The sequence below is a fragment of the Acidaminococcus sp. AM05-11 genome (genome assembly GCF_003472805.1).
Classification (GTDB): Bacteria; Bacillota; Negativicutes; order Acidaminococcales; family Acidaminococcaceae; genus Acidaminococcus; species Acidaminococcus hominis.
The window spans coordinates 157,371-180,301 of the sequence record NZ_QRMX01000001.1 but is presented as its reverse complement, the minus strand read 5'-3'; the positions used below and the strand labels follow the sequence as shown (position 1 = coordinate 180,301).

The following is a 22,931-nucleotide window of genomic DNA, read 5'->3' as shown; positions in this document are numbered from 1 at the left end:
TTGTATACAAGTAAAGACTGCTTTATGTATAATTATTAATAAAAATTTTATATTCACGCTTTATATGCACTTTTTGCCGGATAACTGTAACGAATTTAGTATTTTTACCCTTTATTTTTGCATAATTATCATTTGCAATATTTTCTTGTACAGTTTTTTCTTCCTCTCCCATTGGACAAAAGTCCAAATTTGTCCAATGGTTAAAGAAAACCCGGAAGCGGCCGCTTCCGGGTTCTCTTTAAGGGAATAAATCTTAAATTCTAAGAAAGCCTTAGCCTTCCACAGGTTTATCTGCCAGATCCAGGGTGCCATTCTTAATCTTGTTGGCGCGTTTCCAGAACAGGCAGAAGGCCAAGATAGCGAAGATAATGCCGGCAGGATAAGCAACAGTCGTGCTCAGCTGCAGACCTTCTTGGGCTACCAGGATGTAGGTGCAGCTTACGGCACTCATGAAGGTTGCCGGGATAATGGCAATCCAGTAGTTGCCTTTATTGGCATACAGGTACATACCGCCGGACCACAGAACGAACATGGCCAGGGTTTGGTTGGTCCAGGAGAAATATCTCCACAGGATGGTTACGTTAACCTGAGTCAGGATCCCGCCTACCAGGATAATGGGGATACTGAGTTTCAGACGGCTGGCAATGGTGTGCTGGTCAATCTTGAACCAGTCGCAGATGGTGTAACGAGCACTGCGGAATGCCGTATCAGCAGAGGATACAGGGCAGGCAATTACGCCGATCATGGCAATGATGGTACCCACAGGTCCCATCAGGCCGGAGCAGATGTCGTACACAACGCCGCCGGCGCCTTTGTAGGTAACAAAAGCAGCGGACAGGCCGGAAGTACCATGGTAGAAGGAGCAGCCGGCAGCAGCCCATACCAGGGCGATGATGCCTTCGCAAACCATAGCGCCGTAGAAAATCTTGTGGCAATCCCGTTCACTCTTGATGCAGCGAGCCATCAGCGGGGACTGGGTGGAATGGAAACCGGAAATGGCACCGCAGGCTACGGTAATGAACATGATGGGCCAAATGGGGGTTCCTTTGGGGTGCATATTGGTCAGGGTAATTTCCGGAATGGCATAACCCTTCACAAACAGCATGGTACCAACACCCAAAGCCATGAAAATCAGGCAGAAGCCAAAAATAGGATACAGCTTGCCGATGATTTTATCAATGGGAAGGAATGTAGCACAGAAATAATAGAGCAGTAATACAGCAAGCCAGAAATTGAAGCTCATGGGAGTGATTTTCATCAGCAGACCAGCAGGGCCCGTGGTGAAGGCAACGCCCACCAGAATCAGCAGCACAACAGAGAAACCGCGCATTACGCTTCTCATCATGTCGCCCAGGTATTTCCCTACGATTTCGGAAATGCTGGCACCGTCGTTCCGTTCGGACAACAGGCCGGAAATAAAGTCATGGACACCGCCGGCAAAAACCGTACCGAAGGTAATCCACAGAAATACTGCAGGGCCCCACATAGCACCTGCCAGAGCACCGAAAATCGGGCCCAGGCCAGCGATATTCAGCAATTGGATCAGGAACACCCGTCCATTGCCCATGGGAACATAGTCAACACCATCCTGCAGCCGATAGGCCGGAGTCTTTCTGTCGTCAATGGGAGGCCGAAAACAGCTTTCCACATAGCCGCCATAAATGAAATATCCGGCAATCAAAATCGCCAAACATACAAAGAAGCTTATCATGGTGAAACCTCCTTCTGCGAACTCCCTTAATTCGCATTGTATTGTCGACTGTATTATAACCCTTTTGACACTAAAAATCCACAATTTGACATTTAATCGTTAGTGAATTCGCATGTTTTTGTAAATTAAATTAGGAGGATGCAAGCATCCTCCTAAAATTGTATACATGATATCTTATTGGCAATACAATTATTTTTGCAGGCCCCAATGGGTTTTGATGTGCAGCCCATCGGCTTCCGGTACCAGGCCCGTCAGACGTACCAGGTCGAACAGGTTGAAGTTCTTGATCTTGGTTTGGGCCAGCTTGCTCTTGTTCACCACTTCCGTAAAGTCCACAGTCAGGGACTGGCCGCTAAAGGTGCAGATCAGGTCTTCCCGGTTCACCACGGTCATGTTGAACAGGGCATTTACCAGGGACATGATGATCCGGGTTCCCAGGAGCCGTACCAGCAGTTCGCCCAGCTTGTTGTCGGCCACCGCAAAGTCGTGGATTCGGAACCGGGCAAAGGAGGCCGTGTTGTTCAGGGTCATGGCTTCAATTTCCACCTGGGCCGTTACCGTACCGTACTTTTCGTGTTCCACGGTAATGTCCAGCAGATTGTCCCCATGGTAGCAGCAGTCCTTGAAGGTAAATTCGCTGTCCTTCATGGCTTCTGCCAGGCCCGCGGACAAATCCGTATAGGGCACCACCACTTCACCCCGGCGCAGCTGTTCCCAGGTCTGGGCCGTAATCCAGCGTTCTGCCGCTTCCTTAAAGGGAGCAGCCATTTCCGTGATATTTTCTGCCATGCCGTTCATATTGCCGGCCACTTCTCCCAGCTTGTCCGCTGCTGCGTCCGCTTTTTCCTTCACGGTATCAAACAGGGGCGCTGCCTTTTCCATAACTTTCTTGGTTTCATCTCCCAAGGGAATGTTCTTGTTGGGGTTTTCCGTAAATTCCTTGAACCGGCGGGACCCTTCTTTCCGGGCTTCTTCAAACATTTCCTTGAATTCAGCCAGGTCCTTAGGCCGGCCAGCTTCCAGCCAGGCGTTGGCAGCCTTGCCCACGGCGTAGGTGATGCCTACGGCAGCGGGAACCTGCAGGGGCGGGAAGGGAATAATGGTGAACAGGGTCTGTCCCACAAAGGAAGCCCCCAGAGAACCAATCAGGCCGGCAATGGCCCCCGTTTCCAGTTCAATCCCCCGCAAATCGCTGAGCCGGGTAATCATATACACTTCGTTGGCCATAAGGGCCAGGGATCCCAAAAACGGCGTCATCACAATAACGCTGGCCCGGGCTGCACCCCAGCGGATAATCCGTTCCGACTCTGCCTGAATGTCCACCGGCTCCAGGGCCTCATCCCTTGCTTCCTGGCTTTCCGTTTCATCCATGGGACGGGTTTCCGCCTCTTCTACGGTTTCTTCTACTTTTTGATCCTGTTCTTTTTTATCAGCATCTTCCAGCATGAATATCCCTCCTACCCTGCTCCAGCTGCCATAAACGCCGGAGGAGATTTTTCTTTTAGTATATCATATTTGACAGGATGAAAGGAATAAAAGTTCAACTGTGCCGCTTCCCCGGCTCGGGTTGCCTTAGGGCCGGCTGGCCAGCTGGCCCTTTTCTCCCGCTTCGGCCCGTACCGGAACTACCAGTACCTGCCCCGGCTGGAGGGCTTGGTGCAGATCCAGGTGATTGGCCTGGGTAATCCGGTCCAGTACCGCCCGGACGTCTTCTTCCGGTCCCGCCGCCTGGCTGGCAATGCCCCACAGGGTATCCCCGCTGTAGACCAATACCTGCTTTTTATGATAAACCACAGGCTCCCGGTCCAAATCCAGCACCATTAAACCTGACAAAAGGAATAATCCCGCCAAAAACAGCCCAAATATCGTTTTCATCGTTTATCCTTCCTTTCGAACTTTTGTTCGTTTTCTGTATTATAATATGGCTATGGTTTTATTTCAAGATGCTAACGAAAATTTGTTCGCTTATTTTTTGCACTTTTGTAATATTTGTGTAAAGACAGTATTCTTTCTCCTGTCAGCCCTGTTGCAAACTTTCCCTTCATCGTATAATAAGCCTATAGAAGGGAACACCCTAAAGGAGGTAACCATGGCCCTAATCTATTGTGTAGAAGATGACGAAAATATCCGCGAGCTGGTGCGCTATGCCCTGGCCAGCCAAAACTTTGAAGCCCAGGCTTTTCCCGATGGTGCTGCCTTTTGGAAAGCCCTGGAAAAACAGATTCCCAATCTGGTACTGCTGGACATTATGCTGCCGGAAGAAAGCGGCCTGGAAATCCTGAAAAAGCTTCGGGAAAAACCAGCCACCCAATCCCTGCCCGTCATTATGCTCACCGCCCGGACCGGGGAATACGACATTGTCAAAGGACTGGATACTGGCGCCGACGACTATATGACCAAACCCTTCGGAATTATGGAGCTGATCAGCCGAGTCAAGGCTGTTCTACGCCGGGGCGGCTCCCTGCCCCAGGACCAGGATACCCTGGTGTGCGGGGACATTCTCATGGACCTGAAAAAGCACCAGGTACTGGTAAAGGGCCAGCCCTGCGTCCTGACGGTTAAGGAATTTGACCTGCTCCACTATCTCATGGCCAATGCGGGCATTGTCCTGAGCCGGGATCAGATTATGGAAGCCGTCTGGTCCTTCTCCTACGCCGGGGAAAGCCGGACCATCGACATGCACATCCGCAGCCTGCGGCAAAAATTAGGAGACGCCGGCAAGGTGATCCAAACGGTCCGGGGCGTGGGCTACCGAATTTAGCGGAAAAGGAGCCCTGACTGCCCATGAAAAAAAGAATTTATCTTCACCTGCTGCTGGTAGGCGTGGTCTGCATCTTGCTTACCGCCCTGGTCTGCGCCTTTGCCTATTGGCAGACCTCCAAGCAGGAAACCGGCTACTACCTGGAACAGACAGCCTCCGTGCTGGGTTCGGAATTGACCCGGCAGGAAAACCCCCTGGAATTTCTGGACCATACCAGCAAAGCCAGTCCGGATTTACGGATTACCTGGGTGGCGGAAGACGGCCGGGTCCTGTACGATTCCATGAAAAATGCGTCGGACATGGATAACCACAAGGAACGGCCGGAAATCCTCCGGGCCCTGCTAAAGGGCCGGGGTACCGATGCCCGGGAGTCCAGCACCCTGGGGCAGCTGAACCTGTACTCCGCCCTAAGGCTTACCGATGGCAGTGTGCTCCGGGTAGCCTGGACCCAAAAGGATCTGTTCCGGCCCCTGGCGCTGCTGCTGCCCTGGTGGCTGCTGGCCCTGGGCGTACTGATGCTCATTTGCCTGTTTACCGTGCGCCATTTTACCAAGGATTTAATCAAGCCCCTGGACCAGGCCACCCTGTACCTGTCCCGGATTGGCAACAGCCAGGAACAGCTTCCTGACACCTTGTTTCAAAATTCCTATGATGAACTGAAGCCCTTCCTGAACACCATTCGCCAGCAGGGGGCCCAGCTGGACCAAAGCATGCGCCAGCTTCAGGAAGAACGCAACACCATGCGGTTGATTACCGATAATCTGACAGAAGGCGTCTTTCTGCTGGACGACCAGCTGCGGATCCAGTGGGTCAATGCCTGGGGCAGCCGGCTGCTTTTGGCCGGAAACCCTTCGGCCACTGCGGGCCGGGAACAGCTGACGGACAAGTTTCTCATGGCCCTGCTTCCCCAGGACGCCCGCATCAAACCGGAAATTCTCCAGGACGGGGAACCCCATACCTGGCTGATGAAACACCAGGCCCACCAGTACCGGCTGCTGCTGCGGCCCCTGGAGACGCCCCGGGAGCGGGCCTCCCAGCTGCTGATTATCCGGGATATTACGGAGGCCCGGGAACGGGAGCAGCTGCGCCGGGACTTTACCGCCAACGTTACCCATGAGCTGAAAACTCCCCTGACCTCCATCAGCGGCTTTGCAGAACTGATGGCTGCGGGAATGTACCAGAAAAAAGAAGACATTGCCCACTTTGGCCAGCTGATCCGCCAGGAAGCCAAAAGGCTCCTGGAAATGATTAACAGCATCATCTTCCTGTCCCGGATTGAGGAAGTCCCTGCCGGTACCCTGAAAGAAGCGGTGCCCCTGGGTGACCTGATCCGGACCGTGGTGGATTTTATGGACCCCTTCTGCAAGGAAAAGCAGGTGACCGTCCACTGCCAGCTGACCCAGGACAAGGTCCGGGGCAGCGGCAGCCTGCTAAGGGAAATGGCCATGAATCTGATTGACAACGGGGTAAAATACAACCGTCCCGGCGGCCACGTGTACGTTTCTATGAAGCGGGACGGAGCCTGGGTCCAGCTTACCGTCCGGGATACGGGCATCGGCATTCCCGACGCCGTTCAGGAGCGGGTCTTTGAACGCTTCTACCGGGTAGAAGAAAGCCGTTCCAAGCAAAGCGGCGGCAGCGGCCTGGGACTCAGCATCGTCAAGCACATTGTGGAGCAGCACCAGGGCCAAATCAGCCTGGTCAGCCGGCTGAACGAAGGCACCACCATTACCGTGCGCCTGCCCGCCGAGGGTCCCCAGGAAGAAACGCAAAACGCCTGATAAAAAAGAGGCTGTGAAATAATACTCCTGAAAGAAAAAACGGCTTGCGAGCTTAAAAGACTTCGCAAGTCGTTTTTATTGTTCTTTATAACCGTATCCTAACAAACTTCCTCTGTCAGCCTTGCAGGCTGCCAGCCCCTACAACACTTTGCGGCCGCATCCAAACAGCCCGACAAATTATGCAAGTGGCTGTTTGGTCAATAAGGCCCACGCGATAGCCGTCCAGGAGTCAAGCCTGAAAGGTGACGACTGGAGCACGGCGAACCGCTAAGGATGTGGGACCTGAAGGGCCTCGGAGGAAGTTTCATTTTTTTCACAGCCCCTATTTTTTATTTCAGCAGGTAAAGTGATAGGCGTCCGGTACACCAAGAAGCTGGCTCCACCGGGCGGAAATCAATTTGGCATAGGGCAGAGCCCTTAGGCCATAACAGCCCAGTGCATAGGCATCATTGCATTCCACCAAGACTGTCCGCCCGTCCCCAGTTACGCCAATATCCATGCTGCAAGCCCACGGCCGATCTTGCCAGGTACGGAAAGCCGCCAGCATTTTCAGCAGCTGCTGCGGATCATAGTGGTACAAATAGCCCTCGCCCATTTGATAGGGCCGCACATCCACCAACTGGGCATAGATGATAAAACAACGCCACTCCTGTTTCAGTTCCAGTGGTTCACTGACCAGCACCGCCAGGTCTTCGTTTTCCTGTCCGCAGCCTTCCAAATCCGCCAGGGATTGGATAATTTTCCCGGTAAAAGCTTTGTCCTTCACAGGTTTTACAAAGTACCCGGCCTGCCACAGCTTCTCGTCACTGGCAATATGGTTCAGGGTATCGGACCAGATTTTCCTTCCCAGAAAAGGCTGCAGCGGCTCTGGATAATCCGGTAAATAAGGGTGAATCCCAAATTTCTGGAAGATTTCCTGGCATTGCTCAATATAATCCAAGACAATATCCTCCCGTTCCACCTGGTCATACACCTCATCCAAGGAATGATACGGAATTACTTCCGCGCCCATTTCACCAAACCCGTACAGGGCATTGGCAAAATTCCAGCTGTGAGGGAGCTCAATTCCCATACCCCGGTCAAATTTCATCTTGCAAAATACTCTCCCCATGGTATGCTTCCTTTCTGCCACAACAAAGGGCATAGCCCCAAACGGCTATGCCCGGCGAATTTCTTTTGTTTTTCTGTATTACCCTTGGGGAGCGGGATTCGGCCGCTTGGCAATGGACTTTTCGTATTCGTTCTTCACAAAGTCCGTCATCAGCATATCCACTTCTTCCACCGTTGCCACACCATGGGTCAGGTTTTCCTTCAGGAACGGGAAGAGCCGTTCAATTTGTTCCTTGGTATCAATCATGGTAATGATCACCGGCAGGTTGATGGCTTCGGAAACACTGATAAACAGCCGCCGTTCCTTGCCCCGGATGCGGCTGCCGTAGCCCTGGGTTCCCCGGTACACAGTACAGCCGGCAATTTTGTATTGATTGGCTATATCAAATATTGCTTTATAAAAGGGTCTGTCTTTGTAAAAGAAATCCTCGCCAACATAGATGTTCAATTTGGTCAGTCTCAAAAAATCGTCTGCCATACAATTCCCTCCCATTCTAGCTCTATTTTTATTGTAACATAAATTCAAGCTTGGTGTAATAGTAAAACTTGCTTGAAGTACAAAAAATTGACTGATTGGTCAAAAAGCCTGGAGAAAAAACCGTTTCCCAAAAGGGAAACGGAAATTTTCTTTAGGATTTCTCCGGATGCTCCGGCTTGTCCTCCGTTGGGGACGTCTCTGGGGTTTCTTCTTCAGGCACCGCCTTGGCCTTCAGTTCCTGTTCCAGCTTCTTGTCAGGAGCGGAGGTCTGAACCTGATCTTCCGGCAGGGGGATGATCCTGGCGCTGGCTTCCTGCCGGGCCGTCCATTCCCGCATGGCCTTCTGCCGGCGGATTTTCCGCACGTAGGCTAAGGCTACGCCGCCTAACACAATAATCACCATAACCCAGCCCGCAGCCTTCACCGGGTTCAGGTAGGTAACAGAAGCATCCAGGGGCACTTCTTCCCCCAAAGGAAGCTTCCAGGTAAGCACCCGTTTGTCGTCGCTGACCTGGGGTGCGTTGGTGCTGTCCACGCCGGTGGGCAGAATCAGGGTAAACTGGAGGTCAATCTGCTTCATGACATTTTCCAGTACCGCCTGAGCGTCCTTGTTTTTCAGTTTTTCATTGGTGCCCATGTTTACGCCGGTGTGGACGCTGATGGTATCAAACAGCAGTCCGCCCTTCAAGGTCACAATGGGCTTTTTCTCCGCTTTGTCCGGTGCCGGGGCTGCCGGGGCAGCCGGCGTGCTGCCAGCCTGTTTTTGGGCGTCGGGCTTTTGGCCATTTTGGTCCACCGCCGTTTGGGCCGCGTTTTCCCAGGTCTTGAAGTCAAAGGTCTTCAGTACCTTGGAGTCCTTGATGTCCTTCAGCTGGTTATAGTGCTTTTGGGCCGTGAACCCGCTGTAGTCCCCTTCCTTGACCGTTTCAATATGATAGCCGTCCTTTTGGAAATCCTCCTGGAAGGAATCCACGGTGGGTTTCAGCATGGGCACTGCCGTCAGCTTGCAGGTCAGATCTGCGGCTCCCAGCCGGGTTACCTGGAGGGTAATATGACCCTTGGCACAGCCCCCCAGCAGAAAGGTCAGCAGAATGCAGAGCCCAATCAGGATTTTTCTCATAAAGACCTCCCGGACATGCGCCGCTGCTGAAGAATTTCTTCTGCCTGCTGGCGCAGAATATTTTTCCGCACTTTGCCCAAACTGGTTTTGGGCAATTCCTGGATGATAAAGTATTCCCGGGGCACCTTATAGGGGGCAATCCGCCCCAACAGGTACCGGCGCAGCTCCTTGGGATTGCACTGGGCCCCTTCCTGGAGCACCAAAAAGGCCGTAATGGCCTGGCCCCGAAGCCGGTCGGCTACGCCTACCACGGAGGCTTCCCGAATACCGGGATATTGGGTAATGGCTTCTTCCACTTCCCGGGGGTAGACATTTTCCCCGCTAGAAATAATCATATCCTTTAGGCGGTCCACCAGGAAAATAAACCCGTCTTCATCGGCATAGCCCACATCTCCTGTGTGGAGCCAGCCTCCCGCCAGGGTTTCCTTGGTGGCTTCCAGCCGGTTCAGGTACCCCAGCATCACGTTGGGACCCCGGACCACCACTTCGCCGGCTTCGCCCTGGGGCACTTCCCGGCCCTGGGGATTCAAGATGCGGACTTCTTCTTCCACCAGGGGCAGGCCAATGGAGCCAAACTTCACGTTCCCCGGCCGGTTTACGGACACCACAGGCGCCGCTTCGGACAGGCCGTAGCCTTCCAGCACCGGATGGCCAAACTTATCCGCAAACTTCTGCCCCAATACCTTGCCCAGGGAAGCTCCGCCGCAAATAAATTCCCGTACCGTGGAAAGCTCGGAGGGCTCGGCCCCTTCCAGCAGCAGCTCCATCACCGCAGGCACCCCGGTAAACAGGGTAACCCCATGGCGCTGTACCAGCCGGATGGCAGTCTTGAAATTGTAGTTGGCCTGGATCACCAGCTGGGCCCCCAAAAGCAAGCTCAGGCTGACGCAGACGCTCCAGGCGTAGCAGTGGTACATGGGCAGCAGGCAGAGGATAACATCTTCCGGCCGGGCATGGATGGCGTCCTGGAAATCCCAGGCGTTGGCTACCAGATTCTTATGGCTGAGCATAGCCCCTTTGGGCCGGCCCGTAGTTCCGGAGGTATAAATGATGGTGCAGTTGTCGTCCTCCGTCCGGGGGACCTCCTGCAAACTGCCGCTTACCGGAGCGTCCAGTTCCCCAAAGGTCAGCTGCCGCACCGGGGCGCAGCCCAGCTCTGCCAGCGGCCCGTCCAGTTCCAATTTGGCCTGGGTCAGGAACAGATGAATCTCCGCATCCTTGATCATGTAGGCCACTTCCCGGGGCACCAGCTGGAAATTAATGGGAACAATCACGCCCCCAGCCCGGATTACCGCCATATAGGCCGCTACGTATTCCGCACAGTTCCGGGAAAACAGGCCCACCCGTTCCCCCTTTTTCAGTCCGGCTTCCTGTAAAAAGGCGGCCCACCGGTCCACCTGCTCCCGCAGCTCACCATAGGTAATGACCCGGTCCTGGTCAAGCAAAGCCGGCCGATCCGCAGGATGGCTGGCAATCAACTGATAATAAAACATGCGTCCTCCTCCAATTGCAAATATAACAGTCTGCCTTCTGCCCTTGCCTTTCCGGCAGAAAGCGAGTAAGATGAATTCGTTCAACAATAATTCCAGAAAGAAGTGAGAGTATGAAAGAATTTCGCATTGGTTCTGTAGGCGAAGCCTCCGAAACCGTTCTTCACACCAACACGGCTAAAGCCATGGGCAGCGGGTCCCTGGATGTTTATGCCACCCCGGCCATGCTGGCCCTGATGGAAAAAGCCGCCTGTGAAATCGTCAATCCCTGCCTGGACGACGCTACCACCAGCGTGGGCATCAGCGTGAACCTGTCCCACGATGCCGCTACCCTGGTAGGCAAAACCGTCAACGCCAAAGCCGTTCTGGTGGGCGTAGATGGCCGCAAGCTGACCTTCAAGATTACGGTCTCCGATGATTACGGCACCATCGGCCAAGGCACCCACGAACGCTTCCTGGTCAACAAGGAAAAATTCCTGGGCAAACTGGCCGCCAAGGATCAAAAATAAAAACTTACAAATTGCGGGTCAAGGTTTCCATTACCATCAGGTTGCTGACCACGCCCACCCCTCCGGGGACCGGCGTGTAGGCGGAAGCCTTGGCCTTTTTTACGTCTTCCGGCACATCTCCCACCAGTTTCCCCTCCAGGGAATTGATGCCGATGTCCACAATCACAGCGCCGTCCTTGACCATGTCTTCGGTGATCAGGTTGGGTTTGCCCACGGCGCAGAGAATCACGTCTGCCTGCCGGGTAATGGCCGGCAGATTTTTGGTAGTGGAGCGGCAGACGGTTACCGTAGCCCGCTCTCCCAAAAGCATCAGGGTAAGCGGCCGGCCCACTACACTGCCGTAGCCCACCATAACCACATTTTTCCCTACCAGGGGCACCTGGTAATAGTCCAAAATGGCCATGCAGGCTCGGGGCGTACAAGGAGCCCAAGGACTGGTGCCCACATAAAAATTGCCGCTGTTCAGCGGATGGATGCAGTCCATATCCTTATCCGGATCCATATGGGCCAAAAGGGCAATCCGGTCAATCTGATGGGGCAGAGGAACCAGCAGCAGGATTCCCGTAACGGAAGGGTCCGCACTCAGCTGGTCCATGGCCCGGTTGGCCTCTTCCTGGGTGGTTTCCTGGGGAAGCACCACCTCCCGGGTTTGGATGCCCAGGCTGGCGGCGGTTTTCAGCAGGCTGCGCTTATAAACCTGGGCCGCCGCATCATTGCCCACCAGAAAGGTGGCCAGGGTCACCTTCCGGCCCTGGAACTTTTCCTGGAGTTCCCGGCGGATTTTGGCAGCCACTGGCTGGCCGGCCATGATGATAGGTTCACTCATACAAATTTCTCCTTATTCCATAGAAAGAGGGCGTGTACTGGTTACACGCCCTCTGTTTTGCTGCAAGACCGGAAAGCCCCGTTCGGCGACCTATCCTGACGGCAAGCGTCAGCGCAGGCTGCCTTAATCTGGAACTTCCAGCAATACCGCCCCAAGGCGGTACTGGCATGATAAAGCTATTTTACACCATGCCAGGCCTTGTGACAAATCATTCTTTTAGTGAAAATAGACTGTTACGGTATTTCCCGGCTGAAGTACCGTTCCCGGAGCCGGATCCTGCTTCCAGCTGGTGCCGCTGCCAATGGGAATCAGGGACAGATTGCCCCCTTCCAGGGCGGCAGCCACTTCCCGCATGGAATAACCCGCCAGATTGGTGAGCTTCACGGAGCCGTCCTCCTGGGGTACCAGGGGGGCCAGTTCCTTCTGCTCTCCGCCGCCGGAAATCAGGGATTCCACCGTAGGCAGACCTTCGGAGTCGCTGGGCTGAATGCCCTTGGCTACCAGGATCTGCTGCAGGGTATCCCGGAAAATAGGCGCGGACACCTGGGAGCCGTAGAAGGCGCCCTTGGGAGAGTCCAGCATGATGATCATGGCGTACTTGGGCTTGTCACTGGGCACAAAGCCCACGAAGGAAGCAATATACACCCCGGGAATGTAGCCGCCCTTGGGGGAGAGTTTTTCAGCAGTACCGGTCTTGCCGGCAATCTTGTAGCCCTTGATCTGTGCCGTCTTGCCGCCGCCTTCGGAAACCACTTTCTCCATCATGCCCCGCATTTCCTCAGCCACTTCCGGGGTAATTACCTGGCGTACCACTTCCCGCTTGCCCTCTCGCAGCACCTTGCCGTCGGGAGCAATGACCCGTTTCACAATATAGGGTTTCAGCAGCGTACCTCCGTTGGCAATGGCGCAGATGCCCCGCAGCATCTGCAGGGGCGTTACCGCAATCCCCTGGCCGATGGCCATGGTAGCCACATCGGAGGGAACCATGTTTTCCGGATTGTACAGGATGCCCGCTTCTTCCCCGGGCACATCACTGCCGGTTACGGAACCAAAGCCAAAGAGCTTGGCGTATTCCGTTTCCTTCTCGCCTCCCAGCTTCAGGCCCAGGTCGGCCATGCCGGTGTTCAGGGAGAATTTGATGATGTCCGTAAAGGTCACGTGCCCCATCCCCTTGCCGTCCCAGTTCCGGATCCGCCGGCCCCCTACATCAATGGAACCCTGGTCGTTAAAGGGCGTATTGGGGGTAATGATGCCTTCCATCAGACCGGCAGAGCCGATAATGGGCTTAAAGACAGAGCCGGGCTCGTACACAATGCCCACGCCCCGGTTCATATACTCTTGCTGGGTGCCCTTGTAGAACACGTTGGGATCAAAGGTGGGCCGGCTGGCCATACCCAGGATTTCCCCGGTATTGGGATCCATCAGAATGGCTGCAGCGCTGGCCGCATGGGTTTTGGCAATGGCCTCGTCCAGGCTTTTTTCCAAGATGAACTGCATCTGGGCATCAATGGTCAGCTCCACCGTATTCATCCGGCGGGCCTGGGTCTGAAGCTGGGAACCCTGCTGGGCCACCCGGTTGCCGTGGGCGTCAAAGTAGCTGCTGCGCTTTTCATCCACGCTTTTCAGCTCCTTGTTCATGGAGGCTTCGATACCCTCCAGGCCCACATCATCGGTGCCCACAAAACCCAGCACCTGGGCTGCCAGTTTGTTTTTCGTGTAAAAGCGCTTGCTTTCTTCCTGGAAATGGAAACCCGGCAGCTTCTGGTCCTTGAGAATTGCTTCCACCTTGTCCGTCACATGGGGGTCCAGGGTCCGTTTGACCCAAATAAACTGCTTATCGGTATCGGAGAACTCCTGGTACAGGTCGTCCGCATTGAGTCCCAGTACAGGGGCCAGCTGGTCCGCTGCCACCCGGCGGGGATCCCGCTGGGGCATCTTTCCCGCCGGCCACCGGGCCGGGTCATCCTTCATTTCCTGGGGATTCACGTACAGGGATTTGCTGATAACGCTGACCGCCAGCTCTTCCCCGTTCCGGTCCACAATACTGCCCCGGGGCGTAACTTCCGTATGTTCCCCGGTAATCTGGTCCATGGCGTTCCGGGCATTTTGGGCCCCATCCACCAGCTGCAGATAGCCAATCCGGACGATAATCAATACCACCATAATGCCTACCAGGCGGCCTATCCACACGGCCCGGGTTTTGCCCTGCTTCAAGATGCTCTGCTTGTCCGCATCCAGATGGAGCACCCGTTCCCTATGGGGAGGGATGGGGAACCTGGTTTTCCGCTCTTCCGGCTGACTGCGGCGGGAAGGCTTGGGAATCTTAGGAAACTTCATGGCCGCCACCTCCTAGCCCCAGGCCGAGTGCCAAAACGGGGTCTTTGGGTACTCCGGGGCATATCCGGAGCCAGTTTTCCCCGCTCCCGCTGGACTTCCGCCCGGTACACACTGAGCACCAGACCAATGCCCATCAGACTGGCAACCAGGCTGGTGCCCCCGTAGCTGATAAAGGTCAGGGGAACGCCAATAACCGGCAAAAGGCCGCAGACCATGGCCATATTGGCAAAGGCCTGGCCCACCACCAGGAAGTTCACCCCAGTGACCAGCAGAAAACCGGCCCGGTCCTGGGTATGCTGGCCCACCCGGTACAGGGCAAACGCCAGCAGGATAAAGATGAAAATCAGGAACAGTGCCCCCAAAAAGCCCCATTCCTGACAGAAAATGGCAAAGGCAAAGTCCGTATGGGCTTCCGGCAGATAGAAGAACTTGCCAAAGCCCATGCCAAAATGGCTGCCAATGAGCCGGCCGCTGCCAATGGCCACAAAAGACTGTACAGCCTGGTAGCCGTTGCCCTGGGGGTCCAGATAGGGATCAATCCAGAGCCGCACCCGGTTCATCCGGTAGGGTGCCTGGAGAATGGCGGCAATGGATACGACCAGTCCTGCGCCGCCCAAAATCCCGATTTCCCGCAGGTCCAGCCCTGCCACAATATACAAAACAGTAATCAGGGCCATAATAATGGCCGCCGTACCCATATCCGGCTGCAGCAGCACCAAAGCGGCCAAAACCGCCGTAGCCCAAAAAGCCAGGTTGCTGCCCAAATCCATCAGACGGGGCTTTTTCCCCTTGACCATCAAATGGCCCAAATAGCCGGCTCCCATAATAATCACCGCCAGCTTGACAAATTCCGAAGGCTGGAAGGAAATGGACCCCATAGTGACCCAGCGCTGGGCCCCCTTGGTGGTCTTCCCAAAAACATCCACCCCAATCAGAATGGCCAAAAAGATGGCATAGATCTGGGAATTGTAGTTAAAGAAATTATGATAGTCGGTTTTCCAGCCCAGCCAATACATGAAGGCCAGTCCCACCGCCCCGTAGGCAGCGTACCGGATCAGGTAGTGATAGCCGTTGCCAAACATATCGGCCGCTGTCACAAAGCTGGCACTGAATACATTGACGCAGCCCAGCAGCATGAGAAACAGTACCAGGGAAACAATGGCGTCCCTGGGATTTTCCCAAATCAAAAACCGTTTTTGCATAACCCTCCTGCTCCTTTAGAAAACCACTTCACAGAAATTGATGTTTTTCCCTTTCCCGCTGAATTTTTCCTCATATTCGGTCTGGGCCTCATTGAGAATATCCGTATGGTGCAGGTCATGGCTCAGTTCCAGGATGGTCAGGCCAAAGGCCTGAAATTCTTCCACGGAAAAGGCAAACAGGTCATCATTGTCCGTTTTGAAGCGGAGATGGCCCCCGGGTTTCAGAATGGTCTTGTAGGTGGCCAAAAAGCCCCGGTAGGTCAGCCGCCGTTTGGCGTGCCGGGCCTTGGGCCAGGGATCGCTGAAGTTAAGATACAGCTGCTCCACTTCCCCCGGCGCAAACCAATCCAGCAGGTGCTCCGCATTGGCCCGGAGAATCCGTTCGTTGGGAAGCTCCAGTTCCCGGATTTTCTTCACGGCATGGTAGCAGATGTCCCGCTGGGTTTCCATGCCCAAATACCCGATTTCCGGATGCAGCTGACTCATTTCTGCCAGGAACTTTCCTTTGCCGCAGCCGATTTCCATATGGACCGGCCGGTCTCCCAGCAGCTTGGACCAATTGCCCCGGTATTCTTCCAAATGATCTTCCAGCAGTTCTTTTCCCGTATAGTCTTCCAAGGCCCTGGCAATCCAAGGTTTCTTTCGTAAACGCATTCTGCGACCTCCACAAAAAAAATCAGGGTGATGGATAAGTTTTCAGCACCTATGCACCACCCCTTGATGCAATTTCTCCGGGATTTTTCCCAAAGGAGTCATTGTTTTGGCCCAGGCTTATTTGCTTGGCCCCAAATCATATTTCTTCAAATACCGGTACAGCGTTACCCGGCTTACATCCAGCATGAGAGCCAGCTTGCTGATATTGCCGCCGGCCTGTTTCCAGGCTGCCACAAAGGCATCCTTGTCGTGCTTCCAGGACTTTTCAATCCGATGTTCTCCCGGCAGCTTGATATGGGACGCTTCAATGACGCTGCCGGCCGTATGGAAGAAAGCCTGCTCAATCACGCCCTGGAGCTGTTTGATATTCCCCGGCCACTGACAGCTGTTAAGCATATGCAGGGCTTCCTTGGAGAGGGTCTTGCTGGGCATATTGTGCCGGGCAGCCATTTCCGTCAGAATGTGGTTGGCAATAACTTCCACATCCTCCACCCGTTCCCGCAGGGGCGGAACCCGGATGACGGTGCCAATCACCAGTTCGTACAGGCTTCTGGAAAACAGTCCCTTGTCCGTCAGCCGCTTCAGGTTGGAATCGCAGGCGGCAATCACCCGGACATTGAATTTCCGGCGGGTGCCGGTTTCCCGGTTCAGCACCCCGTTGCGCAGGGCATCGGCCAGCACATCTTCCAGCCGGACAGGGAATTTCTCAATCTCGTCCAGGAACAACGTGCCGCCGTTGGCCAGTTCCAGGCTGCCTGCGCTGACATGGCCGGCCCCGTCGTCGGAGCCAAAGAACTCGGCTTCCAGCTGGCTTTCCGGACCTTCGTGGCCCCGTACCGTAATCAGCGGTGCCGCCGCCCGGGGACTGGCCTGATGAATACCATGAGCCAGGCGCTGTTTGCCCGTACCCGGTTCCCCCTGGAGCAGCAGATTGTTGTCGCCCCGGGCAACCCGGGCAGCCTTGTGCTGCAGCGCCAGGAATTCGTTGGAATTGCCCACCATGCTGTACAGGCTGTAGCGGGAGCTGTAGCCGGTAGCATGGGCAATGGTGGTTTTCAGATCTTCAATGGCCATGGAGATGATGATGACACTTTCCACCCGGCCGGCAAGCTTCACCGGCAGGACGCTGGTCACATCTTCGTAGGTCCGGTCCTGGGTAATCCAGGTAATTTCCTTGCGGATGGTGCTCTTGCCCCCTAGACCTTTCTGGATGGGAATATGCTCGTAGTTCAGGAAGACCTGATCCAGGCGGTCCTTCCCTTCCAGCCGCTTTCTCCCGTTGCTGTTGGCAAAACGCAGGGACCCGTCCTTATTGACCCAGTATACAGAAGCAGGGATTTCTTCCGAAATCAGCCCGCAAGCCTGCCAGAATTCCTGCATATCCAGGAATTTTTCCAAAGAATACCGCATGGTCATCAAAAGGCTCAGCAGAATATCGTAGGGCAGGTCGTTCTGGTCCAGGGAGAAAATGGCCATGATGTACCGGCTTTGCCCGGCTACAATCACAGGCGTGGAGCAGGCGTCCCCGGAATGGCTTTCCCGAATCCACATTTCCGGCCCAAACATCAAAAACGGCGCATTATGGCTGCGGGCCACAGAAATACTGGACGTACCCACGTCCTCCTCCAGCACCCGCATGCCCTGGATATCTTCAATGCTTCTCTGGAAGAAAGGCATGGCGTAGTTTTTCAGTACGTAGCCGTCTTTATCCACCAGCAGCATACTCAGATTATGGCTGTTGAAATATTGCTGGTTCTGTTCAAACAAGCCGTCCACATACTCGATTACATCCTTCTGCAGCTCCAGCTGGTGCTGCAGCTCGCTGGGAGACAGGCGCACCCCATCCACCGGCATGGTTTCATGGTTCAGTTTCCGGGCTTCGCACCGGCGCCAGGATTCGGCCACCCAGGGATGCACGTTGGGATCCAGAATCCCTTCGTTGATAAATTTGTTGTAGTAGCTGGTCAGCTTATCTTTATTGCGTCTTTCTCTAATCATCTAGTCATAACCCCCCGATTGATCAGCGGTACGAGCGCTGCCCGGAATCCGGTACCAGAACTCGCTTGGCGCCATAATACCGCGTACGCCAATAATTTTCACGCAAACTGCATAAACGCACCCCGCCGGAAGACGTGGCACTCCAGAACATTCCCTGGCCGGCATAAATGCCTACATGGGAAGCCCCCGGTTCATAGGTGGTAAAGAAAACCAGGTCCCCCGGCAGCAGCTGCCGCTGGGTAACAAACATGCCCTTTTCATACTGGAGATCCGCCGTTCTGGGCAGCGCTGCCTTGTGCTGCCGGAAGACGTACTGGACATACCCGGAGCAGTCAAAAGCCCGGGGTGTCGTTCCCCCAAAGCTGTAGGGAACCCCCTTGTAGCGGGAAGCGGTACGGACAATGTCCCGGCCGCTGACCCCGTGGATACCCTCTTTCTCAAAGGCAGATTCGGTAATCCGGTAATAGGTATTGTCATCCACCTGGCCGGTGACCTTCAGCCGGTTTTTCCGCTGAAAATCCCGTACCTGTTCTGCCAGGTCCTTGGTATATTTCCCGGTTTCCGGCGTCTTTACCCCAATGGCATTGAGTTTCATCTGAACGGATTTGACCTTCCAGCCCTTATCCCCTACGGTCAAGGGAGCGGCCTTTTTTGCAGCTGCACCTGCAGGCAGGGGCAGTACCAGCATGGAAAGCAGCAATGCTGCAAGAAGTTTATGCAGTCTCATAATGGGTGCCTCTTTTCCTTATATTTCAAATGATACAACCTTAATACTCCATATTAGTATAAACTTCCCAATCCGTCAATTTGGAAAGCTTCGTCATGGACTCTTCCAGTTCCCGGAGCAGCCGCTCCTTATCCTGGGGCAGGGTGCCCTTCAGCATAATGTAATTGGAAATATGGTTGCTGCGGAACAGCGTATGGCGCTCTGGACTGATAAAGGTGTGCTCCAGCATGGTGTGCACCTCCTGGGCCAGGCCCGCCGGGGAGAGCAGCTCAAATTCCCCGTTCTGGAACTGCTCCAGCATTTCAGTTCCTTTATATAGCCGCAGGGTCAGTACGCTGAGCATATTGGGCTCAATGGCCGAAATGGCTTTGCCTGTTTCTATGGCGTGCCGCTCACTGCCCTCCTTGCCGCCCAGCCCTGCAATCACCATCATGGACAGCTTCATGCCGCTGCGGATGACCTTTTGCCCGGCAGCAATGGCCTCTTCCGCCGTAACGCCCTTCTTGATCCGCCGGAGGAGCTCCGTATCCCCGGTTTCCAGGCCCAGATACAGCATCTTGAGCCCCGCTTCCCGGAGCTGGGCCATTTCCTCGTCGCTTTTGCGCAGGATGTCCCGGGGCCCTGCATAGGAGGTTACCCGCTGCAGGTTGGGGAAGGTTTCATACAGCACATGTAAAATTTTGATCAGCTTGGCGGTGGGCAGCACCAAAGCGTCCCCGTCCGCCAGGAAAATCCGCTTCACCTGGTCCTTGGCATACTTGGCAGCCATGCCGATCTGCTTGGCAATCTCCTCATCGCTGCAGACGCAGAACTGCACCTCCTTGTACATGGCGCAGAACGTACAGGCATTGTGGGCACAGCCCCGGGTTACGCGCAGGATAAAGCTGAACGCTTCACTGGGGGGCCGGAACACCGGCGTTTCATAATCATCAAAATACAAACCAAACATCCCATCAGCCTCCGTAAGTACTCTTTCTTCCTATATATAGACAGTTTTTTCATAAGATTCTACAAATTCACATATTATACACAACTGCACCTGTCGTGTTAATTATTATAAACTATTTTACAGTTTTTTACATTATCTTTTGTAAACTTTTTGAAAAGAAATAAAAACCTCGTTTTTATTTTGCCCATTCTCAGCTCATTTTCCTCTCCCCTTGTTTTTTGCCATTTGACAATATATAATTTTTAGTTGAAGTTGACACATGAAAGGTTAGAGGTGAACTGAATGTCTGCACAAGAAGCAAGTTTCATGGGTGGTGTCGCTGTACCCCCCAGCAAGTCCTTGACCGACAAATTGGCCATCGAAAGATGCCCGGCCCCGGACATGGTGTACATTCCTCTTTCCCAGCACATTGGTGCTCCGGCAAAACCGGTGGTTAAACCAGGGGATAAAGTCACGATCGGACAAGTGATCGGTGAAGCAGGAGGCTTTGTAAGCACAAATGTCCATGCCAGCGTCAGCGGTACCGTCATCAAGATTGAAAGCCGCTACATGGTCCATGGGATGCTTGCCCAATGCATCGTTATCAAAAACGATGGGCAGGATACCCTCTGCGAGGATATCAAACCCCGCAGCGAAGAAGAGATCACGCCGGAACTGATCCGTCAGGTACTGCGTGATAAAGGCATCGCCGGTATGGGCGGCGCCATGTTCCCCACCGCAGTGAAGTATGCTCCCCCCAAAGAAGGAGCCCGTCCCATCGATACCATCGTCCTGAACGGCATCGAATGCGAACCCTTCATTACGGCCGACCATCGGACCCTGCTGGAATGCTCCGATGAAATCATCCAAGGTTTGAAGTATTTCCTCATGGCTTCCGGTGCCTCCCAAGGCATCATCGGCATTGAAGACAACAAACCCGATGCCATTGCCCTGATGGAAAAGAAAGTTGCTTCCGAACCGAATATCCGGGTTCAGGTCTGCGCTGAAAAGTACCCCCAGGGTTCTGAAAAGCATCTGATCTACGCTACCACGGGCCGTACGGTTCCTGACCGGGGTCTGCCTGCTGATGTGGGCGTTATCGTGGATAACGTGGGCACTGCAGTAGCTGCCTGCCGGGCTATCAAAAACAACATTCCTCTGTACGAGAGAGTGGTTACGGTCAGCGGCGACGGCGTCAAGAAACCGGGCAACTACATCCTGCGCCTGGGCACCCTGTTCACCGATGCAGTAAAAGCTGCCGGCGGCCTGGAAGGGGATCCCGGCAAGATCGTAGCCGGCGGTATGATGATGGGCTTTGCCGTAAACTCCCTGGATTACCCCATTATCAAAGGGTCCACCGGTGTGCTGGTCTTCAATTCCAAATCTCCTTTCGCCCAATATGTTGAACCCAGTCCTTGCGTACATTGCGGCCGCTGCGTCGATGTATGCCCCATGAAGCTGGAACCCACCGAGATTGTTCAAGCCGTAAAACGGCAGAACTGGGAAGCAGCAGAAAAATTCTACTGCCACGCCTGCATCGAATGCGGTTCCTGTGCCTTCGTCTGCCCCGCTTATATTCCTTTGGTCCAATACATCCGTATGGGCAAGCAGTTCATCAAAGGGAACAGCAGCGGCGGCCACAACCCCTTCTACAAATTAAATAAATAACTCGTGAAAGGACTGGATATTGATTATGGAACCTATTAAAGAACCTAAGCCTTTGGTTCTCCTTTCCTCTTCTCCCCATATGCACTGTGATCTGACGATCAGCAAGTCCATGAGGGAAGTAATGCTGGCCCTGGTGCCTGCCGTACTGGCTTCTGTGTATTATTTCCGCGTGGATGCCGTCATCGTCATCGCCTGCACCATGATTTCTGCCGTCATTTTTGAAATGCTCAGCAACAAGGTGATGGGAAAGAAGAACACCACCAGCGACGGCTCCGCCGCCCTGACCGGTCTTTTGTTGGCCCTGTGCCTGCCCGCCAGCCTGCCGCCTTACATGGCAGTCCTGGGCGGTATGTTCGCCATTGTTGTAGGCAAAGCCGTATTCGGCGGTCTGGGCCGCAACATCTTTAACCCGGCCCATATCGGCCGTGCCATCCTCTTGGCATCCTTCCCCCAGCAGATGACCACCTGGGTCATTCCTGCCACCAAAGCCATGGCTACCACCGCTGCTACCGCTTCCGCTGATGCCATGACCGCTGCCACTCCCCTGGCTGTCATGAGAGCCACGGAAAAAATCTGGCAGGCTGGCGGCGCTGCTGCTGCAGCCCAGCTGCCTCCCCTGTCCGACCTGTTCATCGGCAATGTGGGCGGTTCCCTGGGTGAAACCTGTGTACCGGCCCTGGTTCTGGGCGGCCTGTACCTGATCTACAAGAAGCTGATTGACTGGCGGATTCCCGTTTTCTATCTGCTGACCGTAGCCATCGTAACCGGCATTTATGGCACAGTTATGGGCTACCCTGCAGCTTTTCCCCTGTACCATCTGTTTGCCGGCGGCCTGATGATCGGTGCTTTCTTCATGGCCACTGACTGGGTAACTTCTCCTATCACCAAAAAAGGCCGGATCATTTACGCCATTGGCCTGGGGCTTCTGACCTCCCTGATCCGTCTGCGGGGCAGCTACACCGAAGGCGTCTGCTACTCCATCCTGATGATGAACATGGTAGTTCCCATGATTGACCGCTTCGTCCGGAACGTATCCTTTGGAGGAGGCCTGAAGAAATGAAAAACATCTTTGTGAAATTTACAGGAATCCTGGCTCTCACCTGCGGCATTTCCGTTGCCTTTGTGGCGGGCGCCAACGAAGTTACCAAGGGCATCATTGCTGCCAAACAGGAAGCTGATGTAAAAGCAGCCTATCGGGACGTTCTGCCCCAGCTGGGCGACCTGACCAAGGAAAAGTCTCCTGGCGGCCTGATTGCCGATATTGAGCAGTCCAAAAAGGACGGCAAAGTCAACGGCTACATCTACACCGTAGAACCCACCGGGTACGGCGGCAAGGTCACCTTCATGGTGGGCTTCTCCACCCCGGACAACAAGATTACCGGCATCAAAGTCCTGAGCCACAGCGAAACCCCCGGTCTGGGCGCCAGAAGCACCGAACCGGAATGGCAGCAGCAATTCAAGGGCAAACCTCTGAAAGACGCCCTGGTTGTTACGAAACAGACTCCCAGCAAAGACAATGAAATCCGTGCCATCACCGCAGCTACCATCACTTCCAGAGCGGTAGTCACCGGGATCAACGAAGCACGGGAGCACTACATGAAAAATTATGCTAACGGAAAGGACTGATTCGT

Annotated in this window: 20 protein-coding genes; 6 read left to right on the top strand and 14 right to left on the bottom strand. The window is 54.4% G+C overall.

Annotation, left to right across the window (positions count from 1 at the left end; all coding sequences use genetic code 11):
- Positions 1-271: 271 nt before the first annotated feature.
- From DW089_RS00820 to DW089_RS00810, 3 genes are all read right to left on the bottom strand, one after another.
- Positions 272-1,711, bottom strand: a complete 1,440-nt coding sequence (locus DW089_RS00820; RefSeq protein ID WP_105326755.1) for a carbon starvation protein A — start codon at positions 1,709-1,711, stop codon at positions 272-274.
- A gap of 189 nt (positions 1,712-1,900) precedes the next feature.
- Positions 1,901-3,157 (bottom strand): hypothetical protein, encoded by a 1,257-nt coding sequence (locus DW089_RS00815; RefSeq protein WP_105326754.1) that lies wholly within the window; start codon positions 3,155-3,157, stop codon positions 1,901-1,903.
- 126 nt (positions 3,158-3,283) lie between these two features.
- Positions 3,284-3,586, bottom strand: coding sequence for a LysM peptidoglycan-binding domain-containing protein (locus DW089_RS00810; RefSeq protein ID WP_199614407.1), 303 nt, complete (start codon positions 3,584-3,586; stop codon positions 3,284-3,286).
- 214 nt (positions 3,587-3,800) lie between these two features.
- Here DW089_RS00810 and DW089_RS00805 point away from each other — a divergent pair, with 214 nt between their 5' ends.
- Together DW089_RS00805 and DW089_RS00800 are read left to right on the top strand one after the other, a co-directional pair.
- Complete coding sequence (locus DW089_RS00805) at positions 3,801-4,472, top strand: response regulator transcription factor (RefSeq protein WP_105326753.1); 672 nt, start codon at positions 3,801-3,803, stop codon at positions 4,470-4,472.
- 23 nt (positions 4,473-4,495) lie between these two features.
- Complete coding sequence (locus DW089_RS00800; RefSeq protein WP_105326752.1) at positions 4,496-6,253, top strand: ATP-binding protein; 1,758 nt, start codon at positions 4,496-4,498, stop codon at positions 6,251-6,253.
- A 334-nt stretch (positions 6,254-6,587) separates the two neighbouring features.
- Here the strand turns inward: DW089_RS00800 and DW089_RS00795 are convergent, their stop codons facing one another.
- The 4 genes from DW089_RS00795 to DW089_RS00780 all read right to left on the bottom strand — a co-directional run bounded on the left by DW089_RS00795 (position 6,588) and on the right by DW089_RS00780 (position 10,454).
- A complete protein-coding gene (locus DW089_RS00795; protein WP_118286653.1) occupies positions 6,588-7,364 on the bottom strand; it encodes an ATP-grasp domain-containing protein in 777 nt (258 codons plus the stop codon).
- Positions 7,365-7,442: 78 nt separating this feature from the next.
- Positions 7,443-7,841 (bottom strand): DUF190 domain-containing protein, encoded by a 399-nt coding sequence (locus DW089_RS00790; RefSeq protein ID WP_118286652.1) that lies wholly within the window; start codon positions 7,839-7,841, stop codon positions 7,443-7,445.
- Positions 7,842-7,992: 151 nt separating this feature from the next.
- Complete coding sequence (locus DW089_RS00785; protein WP_199614405.1) at positions 7,993-8,961, bottom strand: hypothetical protein; 969 nt, start codon at positions 8,959-8,961, stop codon at positions 7,993-7,995.
- Entirely contained in the window at positions 8,958-10,454 is a 1,497-nt protein-coding gene (locus DW089_RS00780; protein WP_105326749.1) for a class I adenylate-forming enzyme family protein, read from the bottom strand. Before DW089_RS00780 ends, DW089_RS00785 begins: the two co-directional genes overlap by 4 nt.
- A gap of 110 nt (positions 10,455-10,564) precedes the next feature.
- On the opposite strand from DW089_RS00780, the gene DW089_RS00775 reads away from it, so the two are divergent.
- The gene (locus tag DW089_RS00775; protein ID WP_105326748.1) at positions 10,565-10,960 is read left to right on the top strand and encodes a thioesterase family protein; all 396 of its coding nucleotides are present in this window, start codon (positions 10,565-10,567) and stop codon (positions 10,958-10,960) included.
- A gap of 4 nt (positions 10,961-10,964) precedes the next feature.
- On the opposite strand, the gene DW089_RS00770 is transcribed toward DW089_RS00775, so the two are convergent.
- The 7 genes from DW089_RS00770 to DW089_RS00740 all read right to left on the bottom strand — a co-directional run bounded on the left by DW089_RS00770 (position 10,965) and on the right by DW089_RS00740 (position 19,653).
- Positions 10,965-11,786 (bottom strand): bifunctional 5,10-methylenetetrahydrofolate dehydrogenase/5,10-methenyltetrahydrofolate cyclohydrolase, encoded by an 822-nt coding sequence (locus DW089_RS00770; protein WP_105326747.1) that lies wholly within the window; start codon positions 11,784-11,786, stop codon positions 10,965-10,967.
- 216 nt (positions 11,787-12,002) lie between these two features.
- Positions 12,003-14,123 (bottom strand): penicillin-binding transpeptidase domain-containing protein, encoded by a 2,121-nt coding sequence (locus DW089_RS00765; protein WP_105326746.1) that lies wholly within the window; start codon positions 14,121-14,123, stop codon positions 12,003-12,005.
- On the bottom strand, positions 14,120-15,325 hold the full coding sequence (locus DW089_RS00760; protein WP_118286651.1) for an FtsW/RodA/SpoVE family cell cycle protein: 1,206 nt from the start codon (positions 15,323-15,325) through the stop codon (positions 14,120-14,122). The genes DW089_RS00765 and DW089_RS00760 overlap by 4 nt, the downstream gene beginning before the upstream one ends.
- A 15-nt stretch (positions 15,326-15,340) precedes the next feature.
- Positions 15,341-15,979, bottom strand: a complete 639-nt coding sequence (trmB, locus tag DW089_RS00755; protein WP_105326744.1) for a tRNA (guanosine(46)-N7)-methyltransferase TrmB — start codon at positions 15,977-15,979, stop codon at positions 15,341-15,343.
- Between the two features lie 117 nt (positions 15,980-16,096).
- On the bottom strand, positions 16,097-17,977 hold the full coding sequence (locus DW089_RS00750; RefSeq protein WP_105326743.1) for a sigma-54-dependent Fis family transcriptional regulator: 1,881 nt from the start codon (positions 17,975-17,977) through the stop codon (positions 16,097-16,099).
- A 22-nt stretch (positions 17,978-17,999) separates the two neighbouring features.
- A complete protein-coding gene (locus DW089_RS00745; RefSeq protein ID WP_231085765.1) occupies positions 18,000-18,704 on the bottom strand; it encodes a C40 family peptidase in 705 nt (234 codons plus the stop codon).
- A 40-nt stretch (positions 18,705-18,744) separates the two neighbouring features.
- Positions 18,745-19,653: a radical SAM protein gene (locus tag DW089_RS00740; protein WP_199614403.1), complete on the bottom strand. Its 909-nt coding sequence runs from the start codon at positions 19,651-19,653 to the stop codon at positions 18,745-18,747.
- A 282-nt stretch (positions 19,654-19,935) separates the two neighbouring features.
- Between DW089_RS00740 and rsxC the strand changes: the two genes are divergently transcribed.
- Genes rsxC through DW089_RS00725 form a run of 3 tightly spaced genes read left to right on the top strand, consistent with a single transcriptional unit; the run spans position 19,936 to position 22,926 of the window.
- On the top strand, positions 19,936-21,300 hold the full coding sequence (gene rsxC, locus DW089_RS00735) for an electron transport complex subunit RsxC (protein ID WP_199614401.1): 1,365 nt from the start codon (positions 19,936-19,938) through the stop codon (positions 21,298-21,300).
- A gap of 25 nt (positions 21,301-21,325) precedes the next feature.
- The gene (locus tag DW089_RS00730) at positions 21,326-22,360 is read left to right on the top strand and encodes an RnfABCDGE type electron transport complex subunit D (RefSeq protein ID WP_105326741.1); all 1,035 of its coding nucleotides are present in this window, start codon (positions 21,326-21,328) and stop codon (positions 22,358-22,360) included.
- Positions 22,357-22,926 carry an RnfABCDGE type electron transport complex subunit G gene (locus tag DW089_RS00725; RefSeq protein WP_105326740.1) on the top strand — a complete coding sequence of 190 codons (570 nt, stop codon included), beginning with the start codon at positions 22,357-22,359 and terminating at the stop codon, positions 22,924-22,926. The genes DW089_RS00730 and DW089_RS00725 overlap by 4 nt, the downstream gene beginning before the upstream one ends.
- The last annotated feature ends 5 nt before the right edge of the window (positions 22,927-22,931 follow it).